Below are 23,275 nucleotides of genomic sequence, written 5' to 3'. Positions count from 1 at the left end.
CTTAACGAATTCATACTATGAATGCGATGACAGACTGTGAACTTCAAAATATAGACCCAGACGATATTGGCGATGTACTCGTTAAAGTCGAAAAATCATTTGACATTAAGTTTAGGGGCACAGAACTTATGCATGTCTCAACTTTTGGTGAGCTATGCGATCATATCACAAATAAGATCCAACTTGATCATTCAAGCGACTGTACAAATCAACAGGCTTTTTATAAGCTACGTGAAGCAATAGCTTCGACAGCTCAAATCGATTCTAAAACGATCACGGTAAACACTGTACTTACGGACATTTTCCCAAAACATAGTCGGCGGTTAAGGGTAAAAAAACTCGAAAGACATTTAGGCTTTAAACTTGACATCCTACGCCCCCCTTTCTGGCTAACGCTAATACTCGCGATTTTTTATGTTGCTTCCTTAGCTGGTATTTACTTTAATTGGCCAATTGGACTAACGGGCCTGGTGTTTTCGCATACTTCGCTTTGGATTGCACACAAAACCGGTAAGGTGCTTGACTTGCAGACGGTAGGACAACTGGCAAAAAAAATGACAGCGGAAAATTATTTAAAATCGAGACGAAACCCTACCACATGCAATAAAATCGAGATTGAAAAAGTATTGACAGACCTGTTCAGTAGTGAACTATACCTTGACAAAAGTAAATTAACAAGAGAAGCGAAACTTGCTTAATATATACTGATTCGTCGTTTAAATTGTCTTATTATGATCTAGCCAGCGCTTAACGGCAATGAGCTACGGCTGTCCACGATATTTCTTAGACTGTAAAGTTTAATGGAATATATCGTATCTTGCTATCCAATTTTAAACCAAATATCACTTCAATGCGAAGAATTATCTATTCAATAGTAGCTATCGGTCTTATTTTTACAGGATGCGCAGGAATGAAAGGTCAGGGCGATAATAATGGCTGGAAATCCTTGTTTGACGGAAAGGACATCAATGATTGGTTTGTCGCAAAAGGCAAGGTAATGGGAACACCATTAGAAGGAAAATTTAGATATTTTAGGGTATGGAAACGCATTGACAACACACTAAAAGTCATTGGTGCCAGTTTTATGCAATTGCCTTAATAAGGGAACGGAAAACGGAAAATTCGTTTTTTTAATTTTGTCGTTGTAAATTTATATAGATGGGTATAATAAATAATAAATCTAGGATTATATGCAATGCAAAAATGAAAAAATACACTTTTTTTCTGGCTTGTATTTTACTTTGCTTTTTTATTTCTTGTCGAAATATTGGCAAACCTGTTGATAAACAAAAATCCGGTTCTTACTTCATCGATTCAAAAGGGCAGATAGCTTATTGTCAGAATGGAAATTGGTTTAGCTTGGGCATTTCACAAATGCAGGCTGATGCAAAATCATTTGAGGTTTTGTCAGAAGATATAGCTAAAGACAAAAATGCGGTATATTTTCGTGGCACGACTCAAAAACTCGTGGACAAGAATTCCTTTTATGTCGACAATCAGATTCCAAAAGATCGTTTTCATGTCTATTATATCGATCAAGCCCTAGGCTTTAATATCATCCAGGGAGCAGATCCAAAAACATATGAGCTCGTAAAGGATCATATAAACTGGGCACGCGACAAGGACCATTACTTCTACAGTAATGACATGATAAAGACAGATCGGAAAACCTTTTCGTTCGTCAATGACTATTTTTTAATGGATAAAGATTCAGTTTATGTCTCTCCGAATATAGGTGCCTTTAAAGCAGTTGTTGCTAACTCCGGAAACATTGAAGCCATAAACAAATATTACATAAGAATTGGCAATACAATTTATTACCCACCATTTCAGCAGGGATCAGATGTCATAACGAGGTCCTTTAAGACCATTGATAAAATTCGTGTACTTGATCAGGATCATATTAGTGTTGACAACAAAACGATCCTATTTAGGGGAAAAAGCTTCAGATATGAACAGGTAGATGCTCCTTCCTTTGCGTTATTCCCGATTGATGAAAAGAATGATGTGTATGGAAGCAACTCCTATTCAAAAGACAAGAATAATGTGTATTATAATCAGGAAATAATTCCAAATGCCGATATGAAAACGTTTATACCTTTAGGTCACGATTTCGGAAAAGATGCAAAAAATGTCTTTTATCAAAAACAGCTGCTTGAAGGAGTAGATGCGCATAGTTTTAAGAAGGACGGTGATTTTTATAAAGACAATCGAGGCAATAAATTCAGCGGTCTTACAGGAAATAAAATCTAATCAGCTTTCTTTTGACAGCTAAACCTACTTTTTGTATTCAAAAAAAGCTTGTCCAGGGGAACTTATCGATTGAAATTTTCAACTTGCAAATTATTTAAATACAGCTAGTCAGATTTTAGGCGCAATACATCAAACATGCGTTGATATTCAGGTTCTCGCCTTTCTGATGATCGCCCTACGACAGTTTTTAGAAAAACGTAGCACAACAAATCAAATCACCGTGGTACAGTGTACACAGCAATAATATATTTTGCCAGTATTATAAATAGCCAATGCACGACAATTTAGATCTAGTTAGCTTGGATAATCATTCCAGCGCGAACTAGATCTAACGCTTTCTCCTTAAAGACCATCGATAAGATACCAACTCAGAATAATACCTATGACAAAAATTAATACGGCCACAATTGTGATGCTATTTGAAGTTTGAGTAAAGTTTTCTTCTTCGATTTGTTTGTTCGTTTTACGATATTTAAAGAAAGCGACAATAACCGTCAATGCACCAATGACCACAATGGAAACGCCAACAGCACCAGAATGTTCATGCTGGGAACCTGCAACTACATCTTTTTTTAAAATGAGCTCAATCTGACGAATAAATAGTGAAAACTTAACAACCACAAAACCGAATCCCATAATCCCTAGGCTTGTCCGTATCCAAGCAAGGAAAGTTCGTTCATTAGCAAGATGGTCATTTACCTTTTGTGGAGCATTTTTAGACATTCGAAATAATTTTGATCAACAACTACGTTAAAAGAATTATAAAACCCATTCCTTGCCCTTAAACAACTTTTTACAGCTGTGACTATGCTTTAGCTCATTTCGTTCACAGGTTAGTCAATTTTTTAAGGTTAAGAAATCATTTTGTTTGTTCTTCATTAAACGCTGTAGAACGTTGAAAAGTTTGAAAAATATTTTAATGTCTCTTCTTTCAGATCTTTTTTATTAATGGCATACCGAACCCCGCAGATGAGGAAGGAATAAGTTTCCCATCTTTGACCAGATATCCCGACAAATCCACATCATCAGATGTACTTGTAACCCCTTCAATGGTTACGGTATTTCCGAGCCCTCCGGCTAAATGCGCTGTATAGTAGCTCTTGAGAAGCGATCCCCAAGCATGTGGAGATGCTTGGGCTCCGAGTTGTATTAACTTTGGCATTAAGTTTCTCCAATTCGTAAATCCAAGGCCTTCAATATCCGTAAGGTGAACATCCAGCAGTTTCTTTTCAAATAAGGTTCTCAGCAAGTTCTGATCAGGATCTGCTTCACCATCCGCCAGCAAGGTATTTATGCCTTCCGATTTTAAAAAGTCCCTTAGCTTTTGATAATCCATCACCGTTTCATGAAAAGGTTCTTCTATCCAAAAGAGATTTACCATTGGGATACCTTTTAAATACTGAATAAATTGGTCTGATGTAAAACCGTTATTTCCATCAACTAAAATTCTGCAGTCGGGAAATGCCTCTGCCACTGCTTTTGTAACCTCAATATCCCGTTGAAGTCCTTTGGAAAAAGGCATCCATTTATGCCCCCTTCCAATTTTTAACTTGAATTGCCTGTACCCCACTTCATAATCATATTGGCATTCCTCAAGAATACGTTCAATTCCTGATGGCCTATCTGCTGGTTCTAAGTCATCGAAATAAATCATACCACTATAATAATCTGTTATGATCGGATCTTTTCGTCCAAGTATTTCATAAACAGGTTTATTTAAAATGACTCCTGCGAGATCATGAAGAGCCATATCAAAGGGAATATGTGTCTGCAGCAGTGTACCGACTTTGGGAGAAAAAAGAGCTGACATTTTCTTGCCTATTAATTCTCCCGAAATTTGTTCAGCTTCACGTCTTGAGCCACGGAGTGAGGCCCAGCCCATTGCTCCTGATCTGTCCTTATAACACCTATTTCCACATCAGGTCCATAACCATGTAGGTCGAGACGAGCATTTTTGCCCACAAGCCTCGGATAATTCATCTTTACGGTAGAAAATCTGATATCTTTTATCTTGTGATACGACAGTTCCTTGTTTCCTAGTTCAGCATCAGAGGAAAATAAAATTTCATTTGCATAACCTTTATACAACGTAGCTGAGGCAATGCCAAAATTCAGCGCCTGAATAAATGTTCTTCTTTTCATAGTTGATTTATTTCAATTATCCGATACCGTCAGGATAGACTTGTTTCTAGTTTTTTCCTTTACACCAGCATAGGCATAACTAGCCACCTAACCAAAGCTTCATAATTAGTTTATAAATATCCATATGAAAGTTACTACATACGCGTTTGTATTTATTGACAAGGCGTATCAATTGCTGTACAATCTGTATCATTTTTCTCTACATGTCCCTGTCGTGTACAATTACTGTGTGATCGTCTTTACTGGTTCGGTTGCCTTATTACCTTATGTCAATACCATATAAAATTTGCATATAAATACCTAGATCTTAAATTTTCCTTTATTTTGTATACATGCGCATATTGGTAACAGGATCTTCGGGAAAATTGGGAAGTGTAACAGTTCAGAATCTACGTCGGGCTGGACATGATGTTACGGGAGTTGATTTATTGGAAAGCGATACCACTGACCAATTATTAGATGTAAAACGAGCCGAGTCAGTTACTGAATTCACACGTGGTTATGAAGCCATTATCCATGCTGCAGCGCTGCATGGTAGACATATGGATTTGAATTATAGCCGGCAAAGTTTTATAGATACCAATATAACAGGCACATTAAATCTGTAAAATGCCTGTGTAAAGAACGGAATAAAGCGTTTTCTTTTTACCTCTACAACCTCCATATATGGCAATGCACTTGTTGATGCGGAAAAAGCGGTGTGGGTTACAGAGGAACTTATAGCCCAACCTCTTGATATTTATGATATTACTTGGTTACACTCCGCAGTATACTTTCGAATTTCTTCTCAATCAACTTCCATAAAACAGCAAGACGGCACTTTAGTTATTGATCTACACCGATAAAAACGCCTTCATTTTATTTATTGCTTGCAAGGAAATAGCTAAATCTTTGTTGAGCACGATTTGTCCACTTGATTTTTCCCGAATAATTAAATTAGCATATTGTGTTCTAAATAATGAAAAAAGTGGCCTTTCCTTTAGCGGTAGATACTTTTCAACAATAGAAACTGCGTAACTATCGAAAACATATTCTTTTTTTCCAATGCTTATCCGGTCACTGAATAGCGTACAACGGTTTTGCCGATAGGTGGAAACAAGTAAGGCGGGTAAAAGAACAAATCCAAAGAGAGCAAAGGCCCCAAAAGAAATAACCGTACTTGTACCTGAGATAATTCCCAAAAGATTATAGAGTGATCCGAAAATAATAAAGGGCGCCAAGATACCATAAAAAATGAGTGTACGCTGTGATAGATTGATTTTCATACTAATTATAAAAAATTGATTTAATACACCAAAATAGTTAAAAGCAAAAGGAATCTCCCACATAATATAATTATCGCTTTGATCTCCTTAATATTCGTCCACTATCAATAAATAAGGGTAATACTTTTGCCATATTTAGTCGGCTGTTTTTCTACCGCCAGATTCTTGTCTGAGCTTACAAAGCATATGAAACAAGTCTCAAAAAACAACAAAATCTATATAAGTTTTCCAAATTTCCCAGTATAGATTAGGATAAGGGTAATCATATCGAATAGCGCATGTGAAATGATTGAAACCCAAAGATTATTATTCCATTTTTTATATAAAATACCCCAGTACAATCCTCCCAAACAAGCAGCTATAACAGCAAATATATCTTGCTGCAGATGATAGAGACCGAAAAGAATACTGGTTATCACGATAGGCAACCAACGTCCCTTTCCTCTAAACAATCTTTTTTCGAGTATATTCTGGATATAGCCCCGAAACACAACTTCCTCATAAAATCCACCAATAATCCAAGCTGCAAAAATTGTCATGATCAATCTTGCTATACTACTCCGGATAAAATTATACTCCGTATAATCGGGAACATTAAATAAATGTTTGATAACTGGAATATATATTATCTGCATAAATATTACACAGGCTAATGCAGAGAGAATTCCTAAAAGAATAGCATGCGAAGAAAGGTTTTTCTTATCTATTCCCAAATCCCTCAATGTCTTGCCTTTTCTTCTTAAAACAAGAAAAATTGCTAGAAAACAAACGACTGCATAGGAATAAAAAGGTAATGGCACAGCATGTGGAAATACGACAAGAAATAGGATGAACCCGATATCCTGAATTAATGAAAATGCTTTCCTTTTCATTGGTTCAGTTATGAAATGCGTATTATTTCAGAAATTTAAGCAACCGTAACACCAAAGAAGTGTCCTATTAACGCGGTCACTCCCATTGCTATTGTCCCCCAGAAACATATTCTGCCTACTGCAACTCCGATACTCGAGCCTCCAGTCTTGGCCGCAATCGCTCCAAGAACCATTAAAAAAATAATCGTAAAACCATACTGCAGATAGACCATCTGCTTAATTGGTGCAAGCAAAGAAACGCCAAATGGCAGTAGCGCTCCAAGGGCAAATGAGCCTAGAGATGCCAGTGCAGCTTGTAGAGGTTTAGCTTGTGTAATCTCGTTGATACCCAATTCGTCATGTGCATGGGCGCCCAATGCATCATGTGCCGTTAGTTCACGTGCAACCTGTAAGGCGGTTTCTTGACTGACGCCTCTTCTTTCATAAACTTTGGCTAATTCCTGTAGCTCGATTTCAGGCATTTCTTCAAGTTCCTTTTTCTCACGTAGGAGATCGGCCTTTTCGGTATCTTCCTGCGAGCTTACGGAAACATATTCTCCTGCTGCCATAGACATTGCTCCCGCAATCATGCCCGCTAATGCTGCCAAGACAATGGTATTGCGTTCAGGGCTCGCCGCTGCAACTCCAATCACAATACTCGTCGTCGATAATAAGCCATCGTTGGCACCTAACACAGCAGCGCGAAGCCACCCAACCCGGTTGACATAGTGTTTTTCTAATGGATGGTGCATATCAGTATGTGTTTGTGAAAGATACTTAAATTTAGCAATTATATTTATTTAAAGCTACACTGATATCACTGTAAGTCAACAACCTATCAAATTACCTACAATGCCATCCTGATTTTTTTCAATTGTGGTTATCCCTTTTAACCATTACCTTTCAACATTTCGCAAACTTTATTCTACTCAGGAGCTTAAAGAGAAGGTGCTAGGTTTTCTTTTAAGACACGTTCAAGGTCAACTCCAGATCCTCCAGTTTCAAGGATAATCCCATTTCGGTCAATGATATAAACTTTTGGTAACCCCTGTACCCGATAGGTGATGGCGGTTTTACTGTGTAGTGCTTGCTGATCGCCAACATTAATCCAGGATATGTTATCTTCAACGGCAGCTTTTTTCCAGATCTCCCTATTCGTATCTAGATTAAAGGATATAATCTCTAATCCTAGTTTTTTATATTTAGCATACAGCATCGGTAGCTTTTTGTTACTTTGTCTGCATGGAACGCACCAGGCAGCCCAAAAATCGAGCACAACAATCTTTCCTCTAAAATCAACTAATTTTAGATCATTATTATTAAGGTCTTGTGCAATAAAGGATGGTGCCAGGTCCCCCTTTCTAAGTTCTTTTGCTTGAATAAATTCATTTAAAAAGCGTCCAGTCCTACTATTTTTAATATTCTCCGGAAATCTACCATAAGCTAACTGTAAGGAATCTCTTGTTAATGATGTTCTTAGGAAATAGAGTTCCTGCATAAGCGGATAAGAAGGTTGTTTATTAAAAATATTATCGATTCTTAATTGTCTTATGGACCGATAATAGTGATCCGATGCAATTCTCAACTCAGTCTGTTTAACTGAATCAGTTTAAACCTCTATCTCCTTATCTAGTGCAGCGGCTTTTTTCCACATGGGATCCAGCTGTTTATTCATCGGAATGGCCTCAGCTTGTGATCTAGAATTCAGCACTTCGATATTTGAAAAACTCAGGCTATCGCCCAAAATCTTCATACGTGCAGGCTCAATCCAAATCACGGTCCTCAAATTGGGTTTTGCAGTTAGTATATATAGTCTCTCCTTAAACCACCTATAATTTACTGATTATTAGTATTTTGGGTTTAAAATAGCTTGTTTTTTATTGCAAGAATTTGTATCTTAGAGCTTTAAAACCTTGCAAATATGTTGGGGAAAAATCCAGAAAAGAAGCCAGAATTATTTCGCCCAATGTTGGTGGATTTTATTGACCACGAGCATGAACTTGTTCTACTTTCAGAAAAAATAGATTGGAATTATTTTGAGAAAGAATTTTCGCCCTTGTATTCCAAAGTGGGCAATCCGAGCCATCCGATTCGGTTTATGGTGGGTTGTTTGCTACTGAAACATTTGTATAATTTGGGCGATGAGACGTTGGAAAAAGCCTGGATCATGAATCCTTATATGCAGCATTTTTGTGGCAGGGTTTTCTTTGAACACGAATTTCCTTGTGACCCGAGTAATTTTGTTCATTTCCGAAAAAGAATTGGCGAAAAAGGTATCGAAAAAATCTTTGCCTACAGCGTAAGAATGCACGATGCCAAGACGAACACCTCAAATTTTGTTTTGTCCGATACTACCGTTCAGGAGAATAATACCTCTTTTCCTACCGATGCAAAATTGTGCAAAAAAGTGATTGATTATTGCAACAAAATAGCCGGAAATGAAGGCATAAAACAAAGACAACGCTACACAAAAGTCAGCAAACAAATGGTGCGCAACACCTACAACGGAAAACATCCCAAGCGGGCAAAAGCGGCAAGGAAATCTCAAAGACAGCTCAAAACCATCGCCATGAGACTGATTCGTGAATTGCAACGGAATTTTAATTCAGAACAGCAAGAATTTTATAAAGATTTAATGACATTGTACACCAAGGTTGTCACACAAAAAAGAAACGATGCCGATAAAATTTACAGCATTCACAAGCCTTTTACCCGATGTATTGCCAAAGGAAAAGCGCATAGTCAGTATGAATTTGGGAATAAGGTAGGTTTGATAACCACCGCCAACAAAGGCAAGAAAATCATTCTCGGGATTAAAGCATTTTTGCAAACTCCTTACGATGGTCACACCATAGAACCACTTTTGGAACAGATGGAAACCGGTGGTCAAAAGCTCCCAAAAGAACTCCTTTACGATAGAGGTGGCAGAGGAAAATCAGAAATAAAGGGCGTGAAAATCTCCATCCCAAGCACTCCAAGAAAAAAAGACACTGCTTATCAAAAGCAGACAAAGCGCAAAAAATTTAGAACCAGAGCGGCAATAGAACCTATCATCGGACATTTAAAAACCGATTTTAGGCTGGCAAAAAATTACTTCATGGGAGAAACGGGACCACAAATCAATGCATTACTAGCTGCAACCGCTTGGAACATGAAGAAAATGATGGAACTACTGAAACAGAAAATTATTTTCTTATTTTATAAGATACAAATTATGCTGTTTTCTAATCCTGTTTTTAAATATAAATTAAATAGTGGGTTTTGTTAAGGAACGACTATATAAGGTTGGTTCCAGCAAAGTTCCTTTTATCGTACATTTCCCATCCGTAAGTACACCTGAATAAGACTGACTGTCATTCTGAAAGCTGCTCAGTTCAAACTTTGAACCATTAGAAAATCCTGAAAGATCAAATTGAATTTCGAAAAGCTTTCCTTTTTTTTGCTGAGCTAGGCAAGCAAGAGGTAAGAAAAATAAAAAAAGAAATATTTTTTTTACTATCATCATATGCGTATTAGTTTTCTTATCAAAAAATAATATCCTTCATCTCCGATCCACTTAAGCGAGTATTTCTAACAAAACCCGCCCCCTTAAAACGATATTGAAGACCGACTATTTCAGTTGGTGCATTTTTAATCGTAGTTGCATATACAGGTTTATCATTAATCCAAAATCTAATCTGCTTATTTTTACAGACTATTTTAAGCTTAGTCCATTCGGAAAGATCACAGCCAAATCCACTGAGGTCATCTTGTTTACTATCCGTATAAAAACCACCAGCTGTAAGGGCTATGTCACCGATACAGGCTGTATTTACTAAGGGTATAATAAATATATCGTTTTTAGACTGTAAGAGTACTTCCACACGTTGGCAAATATTACCACTATTGACTATCCCTGTTTTTATGTCTGTTTCAAAACTAAAATTATTGGTCATAACTCCTGTCATATTCTTTTGATTGTAAAATCTAACCGGTGGAGGTTCAGGGAGGAGGTCGACATTATAACTTTTCAGCAGTTCCTGGGTAACGGCAATTTCATGTGGTAATGTGATTTCAGTCTTTTTGAAATATAACGGTTCTTTTCCCCACGCTGCTTCTACCAATCCTAACCAGCCATCTGTTTTAATCTGTATATCATGTTCTCGAACAATTTTGTCCCCAATAATCAGCTTGGCCCTGAAATAACCTGGATAGTAATAAATAGCGGAGTGATGTTTGTCGTTTCTATCCACCTGCGTCTTGCGGCTAGTATCCCAACTTTGTGCAATGAATACCGAATCGTCTTCACTTGCTGCCGAAGCGTCATAATCAAATACAACTGAATTGGGCAAACCCTGTGTCAGCATTGTCTTGGACGAAAAGTGGAAAGCGCTACTATTAAAATACTTCTTTTTTTGGACAAACCTATTACCAAAAAGTAGGACTACAACAAGGATAATGACAGATGAAATAGCTATAATAAATACAGAACCATACTTTTTTTGTACGCTCACTTGTGGCTCAAAAGTGGATTTACTAAATCCCTGCTTCTGCGATATCTCTTTCTGTACATAAGCATTGCGGAAAGCTCGCCAGTCTTCATAACCAAGATACTGTGCCAATGTATTTAATGTCGTCAGAGCAGGTTTACTTTGGTAATCAATCCTACCAAAAATCCGCTTCAATGTAGAAATGCTAAGTATAACTCCCGTTTTCTCCTGAATCTTTTCCGAAAGTTTTTCAAAATCGGCAGTACTCCAATTGGAAGTTTCACCCCATTCAAGTTTATTTTCAATGGAATTCTTAAGATGCTGAAACAATTCAGGATGAGTCGATTTAACCATAAGTTATTACATATCAAAATTTTAAAAACAAACAATCATCTTGAACAAACTTGAATAAACTTGATGCAAGGTTGAACGCGTTAAAATAATGCCTACACGCTAAATTTATCAAAAACTTTATTAACATGAAAAAAACATTCTTGATACTAGTCTTAATATTGGTCGCTTTATTCCAAAGTGATGCTCAAGAAAAGAAAATTAAGACATCAGCAGGCACAAATATTACACTAAGCACAGAAAAATGGGTCTTTCAGAACGGAAAAGTCGATTTTCTAAATTTTAAGGGTCGTAGAGCAATAAAAATCGCTCCAGCATCTGGTCCGGTAATGATTAAAGACTTGATTTTCAAAGATGGAACCATCGAGTATGATGTGATACCTGCGAAAACAGAATTTGCCAGCGCCATTTATTTCCATCGAAAAGATGAAAGAGAACAAGAGATTGTCTATCTGCGAGTGCCTAAAATGACCGACCCTTTTGCCAATGAAGGTATTCAGTACTGTCCTATCTTACACGGTGTCAACATGTGGGACATGTATCCCCAATATCAGACTGCTGCAGCGGCCAAAGCAGATGAATGGAACCATATTAAACTCGTCATTTCCGGAATGCAAATGCAGGTTTTTGTCAACAATAGCCTCAGATTGACGGTACCAAAACTTGAGGGGCGCGAACATAGCGGATACATTGCATTTGATGGCGACTCCTACATCAGCAATATCGAGATCAAACCCAACGAAACGGAAGAATTACCACAGGTTGAAGGTGTAGACCTGACCCGCCATGAAGCAAATTATATCCGAAATTGGTCTATAACCCAGCCCACGACTTTGGAAGAAGGAAGGGAGCCAACTACTTTTCGTGACCTACCGAAAGACGAAGCCTTTACAGAAAAAATAGCCGCTGAGCGATATGGATTGATAAACCTGACTAGACGCTTTGGGGCTACAGAAAAACGCAGGATAGTTTGGCTAAAAGCCGTTATTACCGTGAAGGAGCCTACATTCGTCAATCTCCAGCTTGGATTCTCGGATGAAATATGGCTTTATCTAAATGATCAGATCACCTACACTGACAAAAATATCTTCCGTCAGAATATGAAAAAATATCCTGACGGAAGAATAGCTGTACAGAATGGAAATGCTCGATTAAAGCTTAAAAAAGGTGAAAACCAATTACTCGTAGGGGTATCCAATGATTTTTATGGCTGGGGATTAATGGCCCGTTTGGAAAATATGGAAAATATTACCGCTATAGAACCATATCAGGAAAAAAAACATTCCATCGAAGATCTCGATAGCTATTTGGGTACCTATGCGGCTGAGACAGCTCCCACATTTAAACTTGCCTTTATAGAAAAGGATGGTATGTTAATTGTGGAGGCCCCTAATCAAGAAAATGTAGCACTATATTGTGGTCTTATAGTTGGTAGATTTTCCTTCCGTATCCATAATGAGCCCAATCCAGAACTGAAACCTACTTTACCATTAAATCCATTTTGATTACTTTTCTTCATAATGATATTAATAATACCTGCATTCCCGTTGGCATCATACTTCGAAGAAGGATTATTGATGATCTCTATTTTATCTATCGCTGATGACGGAATATTATCCAACCCAGATTGGCTACCAAAACCTGTCAAGGCGGTTTGTTTTCCATCAATCAGCACGGTGACTTTGTCATTGCCTCTCAGCTGAACTTTGCCATCCTGAACTGTAATTCCGGGCAAATTTTGCATCGTCTGCAAAACAGAACCGCCGGTCTGACTTATATTATCGGCAACGGAATAGATTTTCTTATCCAGTTTATTACTTATATTACCTGCCTGAGCAGTCACGGTAACCCCTTCCAATGCGATGGAATGCTCCTCCAACTCGATCGTTGGGATATCCAAAAACTCCGAAAGACTACCAACAAATAGGGGGTGCTTCTTATCCTCAAACCCTGTAAATGAAATGTTTAATTGGTAATTTCCTGGCTTAATTTTGGAAATGGTAAACCGGCCTTCATCGTTTGTCATCGTTCCGGCGATAAAAGCGCCGTCTTTATCAGATTTGACCACAACATTAACGTATTGAATAGCCAATTTATCCGTCTTATTTTTTATAATACCTGAAAGGGTAACAGACGATACCTGTGCAGAAACAACCGAAGAAACTATGACTAAAATAAAAATAAAAAATAACCGTAATTGAACCATAATCTAATCCCTAACCTCCTTTAGAAATTTACCCTTATCACCAAAAATTAAGTCCCTACCATCGACTTCAGCCTCATAGCTAACATTATTTCTAGCATCAGTAATTTTGGCTGCTTCTTTGATATTTTGATGGGAATAGTTTTTGATTACATAAGCTTTAGCCTCTGCGGGAAGCTCTCCGGCGGGAATTCCAACCTCGGTTTCAATGATATCTCCTGCGGCATTTATAAGAACGGAATTATTAATTTTCCCATCCTTAAATCCAGCTTCATAATTTCCCTTTTCTTTTTCCCTTTTTACAGACTTTACATTCGGGTATTTCTGTTGAAACGCAAGCCTAATTACTGATGGAACTTTCTTATATGAGACTTCTTGAGCTTTGACCAATGATACACTTACCATCAGAGCCAAAATAAAAATTAATCTTTTCATGTTCTTTTTTATTAATGATTTCATAAAATTCAAAAACAATTTAGAAGAAATTTAGAACTCTATACCAACCAGGATGATGGAAATTGTAGAGCTAATGAATAGCTATCATCTTCGGAGATTACTCGGTGCTTGTTCGGTGCTTGTTCGGAACTTGTTCGGTGCTTCTTCGGTTGGGAGCGAATAAATAGCGATTAAGTTCCGAGGAAAAAACGTCGATTGTATGAGTGAATATCGAAAACTATATAAGATTAAACTTACCGCGTATGGGATTCGCTTTCCCTACAGTATTTTATTTTTCCAAATAGCCTGATACATCTTAAGGATATGTTAAACTTTTCGTATTAACACTTTTTAACGATGTTAAATGGTAACTTTAGCAAATATTATAATTTACATCAACCACAAATGCCCTTTTTAGACCATGTTCTGCAAGTTCCTACCTACGGATGGAAAGACAACGATGGAAACCTCGTTAAGCCAAGCAAAAAAGAAATTTTCAAAGAATTCTTCAAACGCCTCAATATTTTTAAAGATAAAAGAAATTGGTTACCCTTTTTTAGCTGGCTAAAAGTAGCTTGCCTCATCCCCTTTTTTATCATCTTTTTGCTGTACCACTTCAGTTGGTGGACTGTCTTGGCAGCATTTATCTACAGTATGATCGTTATGGGGACTCATGGTACGATATGGCACCATCGATTTGCAACACACGGCGCATTTAAATTCCGGAACGGATTCTGGCGTTTATTCACACAGAATCTGACTATTAATGTAATTCCAGAAGAAATATATGTGATTTCACATCATGTTCATCACGCAAAATCTGACACCCCTGGTGACCCTTATAATGCACAGGCTGGCTTTCTATACTGTTTTTTAGCCGATGTAAATCATCAGCCTATTGCTAAGGACCTTACAGAAAATTCATATAACCGTGTCAAATTACTGATGCGACACACTGGTGTAACCGCCAATAGTTATGCACAATATCGAAAATGGGGGTCGTACGTAAATCCTTCTCATGCTATCGGATCCTGGATACTAAACTGGGCTTTTTGGTATGCCATTTTCTATTTGATCGGTGGCCACGCGCTTGCCTGTACACTCTTTGGTGCGGCCGGTTTCTGGGCAATCGGTGTACGGACATTCAACTATGAAGGCCATGCAAAAGGTGAAGACAAGCAACGTGAAGGTATTGATTTCAATGAGAAAGACAAATCTATAAATCAGTTATGGCCCGGCATTGTAGCGGGTGAATGGCACAACAACCATCATTTATATCCTAAGAGTGCACGGAGTGGTTTTAAACCTTATCAGATTGATCTCGCTTGGTGTTATATCAAAATGATGCATAAACTCGGTGCAGTCAGTAGTTATCGGGATGACAAGAAAAGATTTGATGAACAATATCGTATCCCCTACCTAAAATCTAAGGAATAGCAATCAATATCGACAATCATATACTCCAGTATTCTTTTGACGCGCTATTTTATATTTTAATTTTTTGACAATTTTCTAGCGTTACTATTTCTACAGAGAAAGCGAAGATTGTTAAATATCTATGGTAAATAGTGATTTTTTTTTGAACTTAAGCAAAATGTTCGGCGTTTCTTATCACCATAGAGAACGCCGAATAATACATAGACCTTTATTTTTCTGCATGATAGAGATCAGCAAATATTTTTGACAGATTCGCAGGTTCTTCTCGCCATGCGGCATACATACCTTGTCCCATTTCATCCGGGACAATATCAAGTTTTCCGGCAGCTATACTTTCTAAAATCTTTATAGCTATACTATCTGGGGCTGGCATGTCCCAGTCACTTCCCTTATTCATATCGGCAGCAATCGCCCCGGGGTTGACAGCGAAAACCTTCACATCATTTTTAGCCAGTTCGATCCGAACAGATTGCGTAGCGGAATAAAGAGCTGCTTTGGAGGCGGCATACCCAGCAATCGAAGGTAAAGGAGAATAGGCTGCTATCGAAACAATGTTGATCATCATAGATGGTCTATTCTGTATAAGAATTGGCGCAAATGCACGCATCATCTTTATTGTTCCAAAATAATTTACCTCCAGATCTTTTTCCATCCCTGATAGCTCTCCTTGTAAAATATTCCCTGGGCTTAAGGTTCCTGCGTTATTGATCAGAATTTCAGTATCTGATGCAGCGACTGCAATCCTTGCTACTTGTTTAATATCTGTGATGTCTAGCTGTAAAGGTACTATCCGATCATCAGCAAATACTGGCATCTTTTTTAAATCCCTACAGCTTGCATATATCTTCCCTGCTCCGTTGTTGAGCAATGCAGTTACCAGTGATTTGCCTATCCCTCTATTGGTTCCTGTAACCAAAATGACTTTGTCTTTAAAAATTTGCATCGTGTTTTTTCATTATTTAACACAAAACTATACTGAAAGATCATCTTATAAAATCCGAAACTTGCGATAATGTTTACATGCCTTCTTGAATTCACAATGATTGAAACATTGCGCTATCTAGAAATAATATTGCAGGTTTATATAGGGATAACTTTAGACCAGGACAATAAATTCGGAAATATCGATCCATAAACCAATGGATTAACTCAAACTAAGAAGTAGTCACCTTTATCAAGGCAGTGTACAGGTCCTCAGGTTTAACAGGTTTGATTAACCAATAATTTATAGCCAGAGAATGACAAAGCGGTTCTATGTCTTGCTCTTCAGCACTAAAAATGGGAATGATGTTCTGCTCAAAATTGTTATTAAATTTTTTTTCGCGAACATTCTTTATTGTTTCGATACCACTGATAATAGGCAATTGATTGTCGATCAAGATAGCGTCAAAACAGCGCCCCCCTTTTAACATCTGTAATACTTCAAATCCAGTTTTTGCCTGTACGCTATCAATATTCTTTAAAGATAACATCCGAGCCAAGGCATTTCGTTCAGATTCTTCCTCGGCTACAACGAGTACATCCTTTATTTTTTTCAATTCCTGCCACTCATTTATTTCCCAGATAGAACGCACATGAATGTTGAAAAAGAAACGGCTGCCTACACCAAAAGTACTCTCCAACTTCAATTCACTGTCCATCATTTTAAGCAGTTTATTCGATATCGTCAGTCCTAAACCAGTGCCGCCATAACGTTTAGTCATCGAGTTATCTTCTTGCGTAAATGCATCAAATATCCGCTCCAATTTGTCTTCTTTGATACCTATGCCTGTGTCTTTGACACTAAAGCACAGAACAGCCTGGTCTGTATCATGTGATTCTACCGTAATGCCTAGTTCAATGGTTCCTTTCTCGGTAAATTTTGTGGCGTTGCTCAATAAATTCATCAATACTTGCTTGATACGGAGGGCGTCAACCCAGATATAATGCGGTACATCGGCAGCGATATTCAGATAAAACGCTAGATTTTTGGTTTTGATCTGCAGATTAAGAAAGTTCGTCAGCTGAATAACCAAGTCGTAGAGATCGGTCTGTTCAATCTCCAGTTCTAATTTGCCGGCTTCAATTTTAGAGAAGTCCAAAATGTCATTTACGATGCCAAGCAATAAATTAGCGGATTGATCAACGATCGTAAGGTATTCCTTTTGCGTATCCTCCAATGCTGTTCCAAGCAATAGATCGGTAAAGCCAACAATTCCATTCAGCGGTGTACGAAGTTCGTGGCTCATATTTGCCAAAAATTGTGATTTTGCTGCATTTGCCTGCTCGGCTACTAATTTTGCCTTTTCCAGCTCCTCGCGTTGATGAATAATCCGACTAATATCTGTCGCAATCGCAAGATAACCGATGTCATTATCGTTAACATCCCTAATATGAGTAACTGCTAAGGAAACATATAATTGAGATCCATCTTTTCGACAATAGGTCCACTCGCGCTGCTCAGCGCCGTGCAGCTCTGCCATATCTACAAAGAGCCGAAGTTTATCAACTGAATGTCCCAATTCGACCTCCAGTTCTTTCGCCCTCAAAACAAGCTCCTCTTCTAGATGAAAGTGTGCAAGACCAAATTTACCAATTACTTCTTCACTACGGTATCCCAAGAGGTTTTCGGCCCCTGTGTTAAACAATGTAATTACACCAGCATTGTCGGTCGCAATAATACCGACAGCAGAGGTTGCTTCCAACACTTCTGCAAGTAATTTTTTTGAATTGGAAGACTCTGCTTCGATACGTTTACGCTTATCAATATCCTGAAAAGTACCATATAAACGGACACAATGACCATTTTCAAAATCGGCATTTCCCAAGGCACGTATCCACAGTTCATGACCAGCGAAGGTGACAATCTCAAGTTCTAAATCCCAAGCTTCTCCCGTAGCGAGTGCGTGTTCAATTGCAGTCTGTATTTTTTTTCTACTTGATCCCTCTTTATAGAACTGTAATGCAGTTGTCAGGTCTGGTTCATAGTCTTCAGGTGCTTCATGAATCTCTCTCGTAATTTCGGACCATACTATCTTCCCATCAGCAGGTGTATATTCCCAGCCCCCAATTCTAGCTACCCTGCCGGTCCGTATCAATGTGGCCTGTGCGTGCTTAAGTTTCTTTTCTAGAAAATGTTCTTCTGTAATATCTACTGCATTACCAATCACATAAGGTATTTTTTTTTCACTGGCCTGGAGAATATTGTTAAACATCCAGATACGCATGTCACCCGAACGAGTCATGGTACGCATTTCTCCTTTGATTGTTCCATGCCGAACAATCGCATCCAGGTAGTTTTGTAAATTCTTGTGCCCCTCCGATGGAACAATATCAAAAAGTGATAATACCTGAATCTCATCTCTCGTATAGCCTAAGATCCTGGCTCCAGCATCATTGACGGTGATGAAATTTCCTTTCAGATCGTGGGTACACATAAGCCCTTGAGAATTATCGAAAAATGCTTTCAGCTTTTGTTCACTTTCCCTGTATTTTTCTTTCTCCTTTCTGTTGACAATAAGCGTAACAACTTCATCCCGGAGAAGGGTTAGAATTTCTTTTTGATGCTGGTCGAGTTGCCTTGGAACACGATCGATAACACATAGCGCACCTAAGGCATAGCCATTGGGATCGATTAATGGTAAACCAGCATAATAACGGATATTTGGTTCTCGGGTAACGAGTTCATTGGATTTGAAACGTTCGTCTTTTTCAGCATCTTCAACTTCCATCAGTTGATCTTCTTCCAGGGTATACTGGCAGAAAGATACATCCCGTCTGGTTTCTTCAGTCTCCAAACCAACGCGCGACTTAAACCACTGCCTGTCTTTATCCACCAACGAGATCAATGAAATAGGTGTACCACATACAAGCGATGCAATTTTTGTAATGCGATCGAATTCTTCCTCTGTTGCAGTATTTAAAATTTCGTACTCATGCAACACGCGTATTCGATCCGATTCATTTGTAGGCGACAATTTAGCATTCATACAAAAGCCTGTATTCGTTGTTAGTTTTATCTTCGAAATCTTTATAGGTTCTAATATCTAGCTTGCTCTAGCGTATAAATAATATTTCACTAATCTTCCAACAATTGATTTAATCATTCCCACGCCCAACTAAAATATATTTTGTATTAACACTCCTGATTCTATAGTAAAACATCGAAAACCAGCGCTAATAGCATGATAAATATAAACATGAACACCACTACGTTAAAATAGTTTTAAATAAAAAAACAAACTATTAGATTAAAAGTCTACCAACAATAAGTACTCCACTCCCGCCTACCTTTTGCGCTTAAAATTATCCAAAGCCAACTGTTATCCTTTCCTAATAACACGCCATCTGAAACGAACATGCAATAAATGTAACGAATAATATATACCTGAGTCGATTGAAAATAGAAATCATCGAAATCTTTTAGGATTGTTCTGTCTTTGGCGCCCATAAAGGAGAAGATTATATCAGTTTTTCAATGCGAAAAAAATATTTTAAAAAAAATTGAACTTGTGAAATCCAAGCTTTCCCAAAAGTCGTAAATGGGTATAAGTACAGAGAAAAAATTATAAACTAAAAGACTTTTGTTATGGAAAAGATAACCTCCCACAACGAAACACTATTGAACTCCAATAGTGACATGGACAAAAGAGATCTCAGACGAAGAGACTTTTTAAAATATGCAGGAGCCAGCGCAGCGACATTAGCCATACTCGGTATGTCGAGCTGTAAAAAAGACCACGACGATGGTATGGATAACGGCGGCAAGGGCATGTATTTTGGCAGCGGCGACATTGCTATCCTAAATTATGCCTATGCACTTGAACAACTTGAAGCCGCATTCTACATCCAGTTAGTCAATAATCCCTATAGCGGTATGACGGATATGGAAAAATCTTTTTTCACCGATATCCGTGATCATGAAATTGCACACCGTGAGTTTTTCAAAGTGGCCTTGGGTGCAAAAGCCATTTCAAGTCTAGAATTTAACCTAGCTGGCGTCAATTTCAGTAGCCGTGAAACAGTACTGGCAACAGCAAAAACATTTGAAGACCTTGGTGTTTCGGCCTACAATGGTGCTGGTTGGCTAATCAAAGATGTCAATTATTTACTATTGGCAGGTAAGATTGTTTCCGTTGAAGCACGACATGCTGCTTGGGTCAGGGATATGATCGACAACGGCAGTTTTGCCAATCAAGAAGTAGTGGATTCAAATGGTCTTGATCTCGCAAAGAGTCCAAGCGTGGTGCTTAGTGCCGCTGCACCATTTATTAAGTCCAAGATTGATGTTAGTGACCTACCAACCTATTAATTCACCCAAAATCTGATTATCATGAATCTCTTAAACGTTTTTGAACAAATAAATGCTGTAGATCCTGAATTCAGCGATCGTATCAGCCCTCGCCGTGAAGCAATCAAAAGTTTGGCTTCCATGAGTAAAAAAGTAACCTTGGCTGCCCTGCCCTTTATGATAGGTGAACTCTTTAAAAAAGCCTACGGTGCCACTGCGCCCACAGATGTAAATGGAGTACTCAACTATGCCTTGACATTGGAATATCTCGAAGCAGAATATTATACAATGGGTGTTGCCAAAGCAGGTCTTATCCCCACAGGTAAACCACTTGGTGCGATAACCACCATTCGTGACCATGAAGTTGCACATGTGAATTTTCTTAAACAGGTACTGGGAAGTAAAGCTGTTTCAAAACCAACCTTTGATTTTACTGCTGGTGGCACTTTTGGCAATGTTTTTAGTGACTATGATACATTTTTAGCTGTCGCACAAGCATTTGAAGATACTGGTGTAAGAGCTTATAAAGGCCAGGCGGGAATTTTACTTGGCAATCGCGTTGTACTGACTGCTGCGCTGCAGATCCATTCGGTTGAGGCAAGACATGCCTCCCATATCCGTCAAATGCGCCGTGCCCGCGGAGGTGGAGCCGCCAATCAAAAACCTTGGATTACGGGAGGCAATGACAGTGGTATAGGAGCAGTTGTCGATCCGGTATATGCAGGCGAAAATAATGTGACACAAGCGGGAGTGGATATTACGACTTTGCCAGGCGCCTCGGGGAAAATTTCGACCAATGCGGCAACCCAGTCATTCGACGAACCTCTAACTGCAGAAGCTGTACTTAATATTGCAGGTTTATTTATAAAATCCTAACAAAAGACGTAGTTTACCTGTTTTAGCGTGTCCTGATCGGTTTATCCCATCAGGGCATTTTTTTATATATTATATACTCCCCATCACACATAATGCACTGAGCGTTGGCGCATCTTTTCCGCCTTCATCTTCCAGTGTAATGGCAAAAGCCTGAGCTTGGGGAATATCGAGCATCTTACTTGCCGTGTCTCCTTTTGAATCCAATGGAAAAACACCTGCATTAACAGGTTTACCGTCAACCATCGCCCACAACTGATATTGCTTTCCTTTAGGTGCAACTGGCATGTGCTCAATGCTTAGATAAACTGCCTTTGATGCCTGATCCCAAAATACCAAGGCACGGTAATCGGGTTTACTTTCTACGCCCTTAAGAGGGATTGTTTTGATCGCTGGGTTTTGAACGAGTGCCCATTTGTTCTGTAATGTCGCTACTTTTTCTTGTTCAGCATCAAGTAAGGACGTCGTCTGATTTAACTTATTTGCTGTATCCTGTTTGCGTTGATATAAGAAAATATTAGCACCAATACTAACAGCTAACAATAGACTCGCTGCAACCGTCCACGTATAAGACCGAGCACCGAGCGTTTTCTTGTCGGCACCGATAGCAATTACTTCGCTATCGCCTGTCGAAGCGGGCGCGAGTACTTCGTTGACTTCCTGATCTTCGCTTGGCACAAGATTTTCCGCTATGAGTTTATTCCATATCTCTTGTTTGAACTGCATAGGCATCTCCATCGCTTGGCTATCAGCCAACTCTTCGAGTGCAATTTCTGCTTCGATGATGGCTTGTTCCACTTCGACATTATTTTTTCGAATACAATTCAAGATGCTCACTTCCTCTTCAGAAGCCAGCCCCAAAACGTACGATTCAATAATCCCCGACGATATGTATGCTCTAATATCCAAAATTAACGATACTCCTTTAGTAATTGTTGTAACTGTATAAATGCCGCTCTGGTACGAGTTTTTACCGTTCCCAGCGGGACATCAAGTTGTTCAGCTATTTCTTGTTGTGTATATCCTTCATAGTAGGCCATCTCAATCAAGATACGCCATTCAGGCTTCAATTTATCTAAAATATTTCTGAATCCAATAAAATCTGCTTTCGTATGTAGTTCGTCCTGACTTTGATCTTGTTCTTCCTCCCTATTTACGATATTTGAAAGCGGTTGGTTTTTCTGTTCGTTTACGATCGCTTTTGATTTTCGATGATCGAGGGCTGTATTACGGGCAATGTTGATCATCCAGGTATAAAGACGGCCTTTTTCAGCATCGAAAACATCGATGTGTCTCCAAATTTTGACAAATACGTCTTGTATGACTTCTTCCGCATGCTCAGTTGAAGCCACTATACGACAAACCACACCAAAGAGCGCATTGGCATAGTGATCGTAAAGATAACTAAAAGCCTGCTGATTCTTCTTTTTCAACAAAAGAATCAATGTTTCTTCAGAAAGATTGTGTAATGGACTCAAATTTCACGTTTATAATGATCTAAAGATGGATATTAAAAATCAGAAAAAAAAGCAACTAAAATAAAATAAGTTAAAGTACCTATAAAACAGGTTAAAATACCTACTATACCATAGCATTTATGCGGATAGCATTTGTTACTAATGTTTTACATTGCTCAATTCCTGTTTTTGGTTATTTAATTCCACTAGTAGTCCCACTAGAACGGGATCAATTTAACTTAATTAGGCCAGATAATCAGCTTGTAGTTT

The 23,275-nt window shown here is 38.4% G+C and carries 26 protein-coding genes; 10 read left to right on the top strand and 16 right to left on the bottom strand.

All coding sequences use genetic code 11. The features are described from left to right. Nucleotides 1–17: 17 nt before the first annotated feature. From AACH28_RS22745 to AACH28_RS22735, 3 genes are all read left to right on the top strand, one after another. Nucleotides 18–698 carry a hypothetical protein gene (locus tag AACH28_RS22745; RefSeq protein ID WP_341831590.1) on the top strand — a complete coding sequence of 227 codons (681 nt, stop codon included), beginning with the start codon at nucleotides 18–20 and terminating at the stop codon, nucleotides 696–698. Nucleotides 699–850: 152 nt separating this feature from the next. Next, nucleotides 851–1,099 carry a hypothetical protein gene (locus AACH28_RS22740; protein WP_341831589.1) on the top strand — a complete coding sequence of 83 codons (249 nt, stop codon included), beginning with the start codon at nucleotides 851–853 and terminating at the stop codon, nucleotides 1,097–1,099. A gap of 104 nt (nucleotides 1,100–1,203) precedes the next feature. Further along, the gene (locus AACH28_RS22735) at nucleotides 1,204–2,253 is read left to right on the top strand and encodes a DKNYY domain-containing protein (RefSeq protein ID WP_341831588.1); all 1,050 of its coding nucleotides are present in this window, start codon (nucleotides 1,204–1,206) and stop codon (nucleotides 2,251–2,253) included. Between the two features lie 342 nt (nucleotides 2,254–2,595). On the opposite strand, the gene AACH28_RS22730 is transcribed toward AACH28_RS22735, so the two are convergent. The 3 genes from AACH28_RS22730 to AACH28_RS22720 form a co-directional block, all read right to left on the bottom strand. Next, nucleotides 2,596–2,976, bottom strand: a complete 381-nt coding sequence (locus tag AACH28_RS22730; RefSeq protein WP_153846473.1) for a YidH family protein — start codon at nucleotides 2,974–2,976, stop codon at nucleotides 2,596–2,598. A gap of 208 nt (nucleotides 2,977–3,184) precedes the next feature. Further along, nucleotides 3,185–4,063 (bottom strand): enolase C-terminal domain-like protein, encoded by an 879-nt coding sequence (locus AACH28_RS22725; RefSeq protein ID WP_341831587.1) that lies wholly within the window; start codon nucleotides 4,061–4,063, stop codon nucleotides 3,185–3,187. An 11-nt stretch (nucleotides 4,064–4,074) separates the two neighbouring features. After that, on the bottom strand, nucleotides 4,075–4,395 hold the full coding sequence (locus tag AACH28_RS22720; protein ID WP_341831586.1) for a hypothetical protein: 321 nt from the start codon (nucleotides 4,393–4,395) through the stop codon (nucleotides 4,075–4,077). Nucleotides 4,396–4,519: 124 nt separating this feature from the next. Between AACH28_RS22720 and AACH28_RS22715 the strand changes: the two genes are divergently transcribed. Further along, on the top strand, nucleotides 4,520–4,678 hold the full coding sequence (locus AACH28_RS22715; RefSeq protein WP_341831585.1) for a hypothetical protein: 159 nt from the start codon (nucleotides 4,520–4,522) through the stop codon (nucleotides 4,676–4,678). 49 nt (nucleotides 4,679–4,727) lie between these two features. Then, nucleotides 4,728–5,003, top strand: coding sequence for an NAD(P)-dependent oxidoreductase (locus tag AACH28_RS22710; protein WP_341831584.1), 276 nt, complete (start codon nucleotides 4,728–4,730; stop codon nucleotides 5,001–5,003). A 225-nt stretch (nucleotides 5,004–5,228) separates the two neighbouring features. Here the strand turns inward: AACH28_RS22710 and AACH28_RS22705 are convergent, their stop codons facing one another. The 5 genes from AACH28_RS22705 to AACH28_RS22685 form a co-directional block, all read right to left on the bottom strand. After that, nucleotides 5,229–5,660, bottom strand: a complete 432-nt coding sequence (locus tag AACH28_RS22705; protein WP_341831583.1) for a hypothetical protein — start codon at nucleotides 5,658–5,660, stop codon at nucleotides 5,229–5,231. A gap of 215 nt (nucleotides 5,661–5,875) precedes the next feature. Then, a complete protein-coding gene (locus tag AACH28_RS22700) occupies nucleotides 5,876–6,532 on the bottom strand; it encodes a type II CAAX endopeptidase family protein (protein ID WP_341831582.1) in 657 nt (218 codons plus the stop codon). 35 nt (nucleotides 6,533–6,567) lie between these two features. Continuing rightward, nucleotides 6,568–7,263 carry a VIT family protein gene (locus tag AACH28_RS22695; RefSeq protein WP_341831581.1) on the bottom strand — a complete coding sequence of 232 codons (696 nt, stop codon included), beginning with the start codon at nucleotides 7,261–7,263 and terminating at the stop codon, nucleotides 6,568–6,570. A 185-nt stretch (nucleotides 7,264–7,448) separates the two neighbouring features. Next, nucleotides 7,449–8,096, bottom strand: a complete 648-nt coding sequence (locus tag AACH28_RS22690) for a TlpA family protein disulfide reductase (protein ID WP_341831580.1) — start codon at nucleotides 8,094–8,096, stop codon at nucleotides 7,449–7,451. A gap of 24 nt (nucleotides 8,097–8,120) precedes the next feature. Then, the gene (locus AACH28_RS22685; protein ID WP_341831579.1) at nucleotides 8,121–8,288 is read right to left on the bottom strand and encodes a hypothetical protein; all 168 of its coding nucleotides are present in this window, start codon (nucleotides 8,286–8,288) and stop codon (nucleotides 8,121–8,123) included. Between the two features lie 144 nt (nucleotides 8,289–8,432). Here AACH28_RS22685 and AACH28_RS22680 point away from each other — a divergent pair, with 144 nt between their 5' ends. Then, nucleotides 8,433–9,779 (top strand): IS5 family transposase, encoded by a 1,347-nt coding sequence (locus tag AACH28_RS22680; RefSeq protein WP_341831578.1) that lies wholly within the window; start codon nucleotides 8,433–8,435, stop codon nucleotides 9,777–9,779. On the opposite strand, the gene AACH28_RS22675 is transcribed toward AACH28_RS22680, so the two are convergent. After that, entirely contained in the window at nucleotides 9,759–10,016 is a 258-nt protein-coding gene (locus AACH28_RS22675) for a hypothetical protein (protein WP_341831577.1), read from the bottom strand. The genes AACH28_RS22680 and AACH28_RS22675 overlap by 21 nt on opposite strands. A gap of 19 nt (nucleotides 10,017–10,035) precedes the next feature. Then, nucleotides 10,036–11,334 carry a hypothetical protein gene (locus tag AACH28_RS22670; RefSeq protein WP_341831576.1) on the bottom strand — a complete coding sequence of 433 codons (1,299 nt, stop codon included), beginning with the start codon at nucleotides 11,332–11,334 and terminating at the stop codon, nucleotides 10,036–10,038. A gap of 125 nt (nucleotides 11,335–11,459) precedes the next feature. Between AACH28_RS22670 and AACH28_RS22665 the strand changes: the two genes are divergently transcribed. Then, a complete protein-coding gene (locus AACH28_RS22665) occupies nucleotides 11,460–12,836 on the top strand; it encodes a hypothetical protein (protein ID WP_341831575.1) in 1,377 nt (458 codons plus the stop codon). Here the strand turns inward: AACH28_RS22665 and AACH28_RS22660 are convergent. Both AACH28_RS22660 and AACH28_RS22655 read right to left on the bottom strand, forming a co-directional pair. Next, entirely contained in the window at nucleotides 12,725–13,537 is an 813-nt protein-coding gene (locus AACH28_RS22660) for a carboxypeptidase regulatory-like domain-containing protein (protein ID WP_341831574.1), read from the bottom strand. The two genes, AACH28_RS22665 and AACH28_RS22660, sit on opposite strands and share 112 nt — an antisense overlap. Nucleotides 13,538–13,540: 3 nt before the next feature. Next, nucleotides 13,541–13,969, bottom strand: coding sequence for a PepSY-like domain-containing protein (locus tag AACH28_RS22655; protein WP_341831573.1), 429 nt, complete (start codon nucleotides 13,967–13,969; stop codon nucleotides 13,541–13,543). A gap of 357 nt (nucleotides 13,970–14,326) precedes the next feature. Here AACH28_RS22655 and AACH28_RS22650 point away from each other — a divergent pair, with 357 nt between their 5' ends. Beyond that, nucleotides 14,327–15,406 (top strand): fatty acid desaturase, encoded by a 1,080-nt coding sequence (locus tag AACH28_RS22650; protein WP_341831572.1) that lies wholly within the window; start codon nucleotides 14,327–14,329, stop codon nucleotides 15,404–15,406. 208 nt (nucleotides 15,407–15,614) lie between these two features. Here AACH28_RS22650 and AACH28_RS22645 read toward each other — a convergent pair whose 3' ends face one another. Together AACH28_RS22645 and AACH28_RS22640 are read right to left on the bottom strand one after the other, a co-directional pair. After that, entirely contained in the window at nucleotides 15,615–16,349 is a 735-nt protein-coding gene (locus tag AACH28_RS22645) for an SDR family NAD(P)-dependent oxidoreductase (protein WP_341831571.1), read from the bottom strand. Between the two features lie 211 nt (nucleotides 16,350–16,560). Beyond that, a complete protein-coding gene (locus AACH28_RS22640) occupies nucleotides 16,561–19,374 on the bottom strand; it encodes a PAS domain S-box protein (protein WP_341831570.1) in 2,814 nt (937 codons plus the stop codon). Between the two features lie 599 nt (nucleotides 19,375–19,973). On the opposite strand from AACH28_RS22640, the gene AACH28_RS22635 reads away from it, so the two are divergent. After that, nucleotides 19,974–20,696, top strand: coding sequence for a ferritin-like domain-containing protein (locus AACH28_RS22635; protein ID WP_075993770.1), 723 nt, complete (start codon nucleotides 19,974–19,976; stop codon nucleotides 20,694–20,696). A 21-nt stretch (nucleotides 20,697–20,717) separates the two neighbouring features. After that, nucleotides 20,718–21,551, top strand: a complete 834-nt coding sequence (locus AACH28_RS22630) for a ferritin-like domain-containing protein (RefSeq protein ID WP_075993771.1) — start codon at nucleotides 20,718–20,720, stop codon at nucleotides 21,549–21,551. 69 nt (nucleotides 21,552–21,620) lie between these two features. Here the strand turns inward: AACH28_RS22630 and AACH28_RS22625 are convergent, their stop codons facing one another. Together AACH28_RS22625 and AACH28_RS22620 are read right to left on the bottom strand one after the other, a co-directional pair. Then, entirely contained in the window at nucleotides 21,621–22,457 is an 837-nt protein-coding gene (locus AACH28_RS22625; protein ID WP_075993772.1) for an anti-sigma factor domain-containing protein, read from the bottom strand. Nucleotides 22,458–22,459: 2 nt separating this feature from the next. Then, nucleotides 22,460–23,026 (bottom strand): RNA polymerase sigma factor, encoded by a 567-nt coding sequence (locus tag AACH28_RS22620; protein WP_075993773.1) that lies wholly within the window; start codon nucleotides 23,024–23,026, stop codon nucleotides 22,460–22,462. Nucleotides 23,027–23,275: the final 249 nt, after the last annotated feature.

Origin of the sequence: Sphingobacterium thalpophilum, from assembly GCF_038396785.1 — a bacterium.
Lineage (GTDB): Bacteria > Bacteroidota > Bacteroidia > Sphingobacteriales > Sphingobacteriaceae > Sphingobacterium > Sphingobacterium thalpophilum_A.
This window is presented reverse-complemented; position numbering and strand designations above follow the sequence as displayed.